The following is a 5,015-nucleotide window of genomic DNA, read 5'->3' on the forward strand; positions in this document are numbered from 1 at the left end:
CTGGGGGGAATCCTGATAAGGTTTTTAAAACTTAAAAAAAATGGACGGAATTTCTTCCGACCATGGCTACCGAAATAGGGAGCTTTTGGTTATCTTTTAAAAGAATAGGAGTTGAGGATGTTTTTTAATTGCTGCTTCAGATCCTCACCCGAATCGTAGATCATCTGTTCCGCAGTTGGAAACGGCACACGTCTTTTTTCTAAAAACGGCAAAAGTTCGGTTTCCAATGCTCTTCGGTCGCCTCTAGAGGTGGCATAAATGTGTTCAAAGATATATTCGCTGGCTAGCGGAAAAGCGTCTACCAGCTGTTTGGTTTTAAGATCTTTGTATTCTATGTTTCCGGTAACCTGCGCTGCTTTAAATTGTTTAAATTCATAATATTCGCAACGCACGGTTTTCATTTTATCTACTTTAATCTTATTACCCAAGCTATCTTTTACAACGTTGCCTTTATCATCTAAAAGATATTGCCATCCATCGACAACTTGTTTTTCTTTGATTATTTGGCGTTCCTTAACTTGTTCGGGAGAGATATTAATTTCTCGCAGATTAACACGCATACTGTAGTCGTATGCTATTTTCTTGTCGACAGTATTGTGATATACGGTCCATAGATTATTTAGTCCGTAAGTACTAAAGTTTAGAAGGTCGTTTTCAAGACGCTCAGGGATTACTTTTTTGGTGTCGTTTATCATATCAACAAGAACAAAATCAGTCCCTTTGTTATGAGCTACATCTATTAATTGTCGTACGTCTTTAAAATTAGGGTTAATATGCTCAATCTCCTGTAAATCTTCAAAAGCATAGCGAGCATCCATTTTATTATTACTATTTAAAAGCGTTAGAGCATTATTGTACAATTGCTGAGAACTCTTGTTCTTAAAAGCTATAATTTCACTAGAGTAATTAGCCATATTTATTTTTACAGCCTGTCCGTTTAAGTACAAAGGTAATAATGGTTTGATACGCTCCTGACGATCATTTAGCTTACGATATAGGTCATAAATCTGAAGGTAGTTTTCAGGATTGTTATCTTGCTTTAAAAAGTTTATTTTAGTTAAATCGCGTTCATTGGCCTTGCTGTAAGCATCTTGAAGTAGGCTAATGAATTCTGCTTTACCTTTTTTATCCTTATTTGTTCTTAACTTTCCAATGGCTTCGTTAATGGCAAGATCGTAGTTGCCAATACTTACTGCCTTTTCGATTTGTTTACTGGTACTGCAAGCCAGTATTGTAATCGTTATTAGTAATGAGAGTAATAATTTATGCATAGGTTAAAATTTGGGTTATTTTTCAATCATTTCAAAAGTAGTGCCAAAATACACATTATAGGCTACAGTGAAACAGGGTGTAATATATAAAATATTTTTGTAGAGTACTTAAGAAACCTAGGGTTGCGTTATTTTTTTCTTACTATAAGAGGTGTGTTATTTGGTTTGTGGGGTATTAAAAAGAATTGGTTCTACAATTTCTCTATTGGCTATTTTGTGAATTTTTCAATAAGCTCGATTGACTTATCCGCAAAACGTTTCCCCATGGTTATATAACCATTTGCAGACATGTGTAAATCATTTTCTATTGGTTTGCCATTGCGTACAATGCCATCATTAAGATCATCTGTATTGATCCAGTCAAAACGCGGATTGGATTCAGCCGTTTTAACCTGAATGTCTCTTATCATGGTCCAATCCTGATATTTGCTATTCTGTAGATCAAAATCACTTAACCTGCCGATCACAAAATTAACATCATTCCTATTCAGGTCATCACTTAATTGTTTGTATAGTCCCTCTAAACTCTTTTGGTATACATTGCCAAACCCTTCTCTGGCATCGCGTTCACCTTGCATCCAGATAAAGGTGACTGAGGCTATGTTTTCATTTTCGATGACTGCACGTACTTTGGTTATAAGGCGGTCGTATAAATCAGGATTTGCTTCGGGCTCGTTACCACTTATTGGTTTCCAGTCTTTATACCAGCGACGTATGGGTTGCCCGCCAAGCGCATCTTTAACCACAATGACGTTTTCCTTTCCAAAGTTAGCCTCGATCGACGGAGTAAACGATTCTTCAGGATTTAATCTTGCCATATTAGACTGCCCGGAAAGTATAAACAAATGCTTGCCTTCGGGTTTTGAAGTGCATGACAGCAAGAGAGCTCCAAATAGAATTACTATTAATTTATAGGGCTTCATGAATTAGTCTCTTTGTATAAAAGTAGTTATCCTTATCCTATCTATTTTTTCTTGTAAGGAGGTAATAATTTGGTTGAAACCTCTCCAAAACCAATGCGTGTACCATCTTTTTCGCAATGTCCTCTAAGTATCACAGTGTCATTATCGTTAATAAACGTACGTTCGGTACCGTCATTCATTTTAATTGGTTTTTCCCCCCGCCATGTTAGTTCTAGCATAGAACCGTAAGAATCTGGTGTTGGTCCAGAAATGGTACCACTTCCCATAAGATCACCAGAATTTACAGGACAGCCATTAACAGTATGGTGCGCCAATTGTTGAGACATGTTCCAGTACATGTACTTAAAATTAGACTTACTAACTATCGTTTCTTTGGAACCGTTAGGTTGAATGGCCACTTCTAGTTGAATGTCGAAACTCTTTTTCCCTTTGTACTGCAAATAAGGTAATTGCGGTTTAATAGGTTTAGGACTTTCTACACGATAGGGCTCCAAAGCATCTAGAGTAACAATCCATGGCGACATGGATGAAGCAAAATTTTTAGCCAGGAATGGGCCAAGAGGAACGTATTCCCATTTTTGAATATCGCGGGCACTCCAGTCGTTAAATAATACCAATCCAAAAATATATTCTTCCGCCTCATTAACGGGGATGGGTTCTCCCAAATCATTGGCATCGGTCGTTATAAAGGCCATTTCCAACTCAAAATCTACCAATTTACTCGGTCCAAAAACAGGTTCGGTAGCATTAAGAGGCAGGGTTTGTCCTTGTGGCCTGTGAATAGGGATTCCCGATGGGATTATGGAAGAGCTTCGGCCGTGATATCCTACAGGAATATGCAACCAGTTAGGCATTAGTGCATCATCAGCCCCTCTAAACATAGTCCCTACATTGGTGGCATGTTCGATACTCGAATAAAAGTCGGTATAGTCACCTATTTGAACCGGTAATTGCATTTCAATTTCATCAAGACGAAACAAAACGGTCTCTTTGTGTTGTTTGTTATTCTTGAGTGCGGTGTTTTCCGCATCAAAAATTTGAGCAATTCTATTTCTTACGGCTCGCCATGTTTTTCTGCCATCAGCGATAAAATCGTTTAACGTATCCTGAAGAAAGATATCGTCAGTCAATGGAATGCCATCAAAATACCCAAGTTGATGTAGAGCACCTAAATCGATGGCTGTATCACCAATACGGGTGCCAATGGTAATGATATCGTCCCGTGTTAAGAACACACCAAAAGGAATATTCTGAATTGGAAAATCTGAATTTTTGTCTACGTGCAGCCAGGATTTTCTATCTGGATTATTAGCTGATATTGGCATAGCCTATATGGTTTATTTCAAAGTTTATTAATTTCTTTTTCAAATATATGTTTTTTGGTGTATTTAACTAATCTATTTGTTATTTTTGCCGAATATTTAACCAGAATTTATATTTATGCAACGCGACGAACAAATTTTTGAACTTATTCAAGCTGAGAAAGAACGCCAGTTACATGGTATTGAACTTATTGCATCAGAGAACTTTGTGAGCGACCAGGTAATGGAAGCAGCAGGCTCTGTTTTAACAAACAAATATGCTGAAGGTTACCCCGGTAAACGTTATTATGGCGGATGTGAAGTAGTTGATGAAGTAGAACAAATTGCTATAGATAGAGCAAAAGCCCTGTTCGGTGCAGCTTATGTAAATGTACAACCCCATTCTGGAAGTCAGGCGAATACAGCTGTATTTGCTGCGTGCTTAAAACCGGGAGATAAGATTTTAGGTTTTGATTTGTCTCACGGAGGACATTTAACTCACGGATCGCCAGTTAACTTTTCTGGTAAATTATACAACCCGGTGTTTTATGGAGTAGAGCAGGAAACAGGTGTGTTGAATTATAATAAAATTCAGGAGATTGCGACTAAAGAGCAACCTAAATTAATTATTGCTGGTGCTTCGGCATATTCGCGTGACATCGACTTCAAGCGATTTAGAGAAATAGCCGATAGTGTAGGTGCTATTTTAATGGCAGATATCTCACATCCTGCGGGATTGATAGCAAAAGGTATTTTAAACGACCCGATACCACACTGCCATATCGTTACAACCACGACACATAAAACCTTAAGAGGCCCAAGAGGTGGTATGATTATGATGGGTGAGGATTTTGATAATCCATTTGGTATTACCTTAAAGAGTGGTAAGTTGCGTAAAATGTCTTCGTTATTAGATTCAGCGGTATTTCCCGGAAATCAGGGAGGCCCATTGGAGCATATCATTGCTGCTAAGGCTATAGCTTTTGGAGAAGCACTTAGTGATGATTTCTTAAAATACCAATTGCAGGTTAAACACAATGCCGCCGCTATGGCAAAGGCATTGGTTGCCAAAGACTACAATATTATTTCGGGAGGAACTGATAACCACTGCATGCTAATCGATTTACGTAATAAAGATATATCTGGTAAAGAAGCTGAAGAAGCTTTGGTAAAAGCCGATATTACCGTAAACAAGAACATGGTGCCTTTTGATGATAAGTCACCGTTTGTAACTTCCGGTATCCGATTAGGTGTGGCGGCAGTTACGACGCGTGGATTAAAGGAAGCCGATATGGATGCTATTGTAGAATTAATTGATGAGGTGATTGCAAATCACGAGAACGATGCGACCTTAGAAGCCGTAAGAGAAAAAGTGAATGCTATGATGCAAGATAAGCCTTTGTTTGTGTAAGTATTCAGAAATAAAGTTTTTAAAGCCTGCCGTTGTGCTAGCCATGGTCGGAAGAAATTCCGGCCATTTTTTTTAAGTTTTAAAAACCTTATCAGGATTCCCCCCAGCG

General features: G+C 38.1%; 4 protein-coding genes. 1 reads left to right on the forward strand and 3 read right to left on the reverse strand.

Annotation, left to right across the window (positions count from 1 at the left end; genetic code table 11):
• Positions 1–89: 89 nt before the first annotated feature.
• The 3 genes from ABD792_RS04060 to fahA form a co-directional block, all read right to left on the reverse strand.
• Positions 90–1,271: a hypothetical protein gene (locus tag ABD792_RS04060; protein WP_345004523.1), complete on the reverse strand. Its 1,182-nt coding sequence runs from the start codon at positions 1,269–1,271 to the stop codon at positions 90–92.
• Positions 1,272–1,480: 209 nt separating this feature from the next.
• Positions 1,481–2,194 (reverse strand): sialate O-acetylesterase, encoded by a 714-nt coding sequence (locus ABD792_RS04065; RefSeq protein WP_345004524.1) that lies wholly within the window; start codon positions 2,192–2,194, stop codon positions 1,481–1,483.
• Positions 2,195–2,235: 41 nt separating this feature from the next.
• Positions 2,236–3,519: a fumarylacetoacetase gene (fahA, locus tag ABD792_RS04070; RefSeq protein WP_345004525.1), complete on the reverse strand. Its 1,284-nt coding sequence runs from the start codon at positions 3,517–3,519 to the stop codon at positions 2,236–2,238.
• A 115-nt stretch (positions 3,520–3,634) separates the two neighbouring features.
• On the opposite strand from fahA, the gene glyA reads away from it, so the two are divergent.
• Positions 3,635–4,906 (forward strand): serine hydroxymethyltransferase, encoded by a 1,272-nt coding sequence (gene glyA, locus ABD792_RS04075; RefSeq protein ID WP_345004526.1) that lies wholly within the window; start codon positions 3,635–3,637, stop codon positions 4,904–4,906.
• Positions 4,907–5,015 lie beyond the last annotated feature (109 nt).

Source organism: Snuella lapsa (genome assembly GCF_039539345.1).
Taxonomy (GTDB): domain Bacteria; phylum Bacteroidota; class Bacteroidia; order Flavobacteriales; family Flavobacteriaceae; genus Snuella; species Snuella lapsa.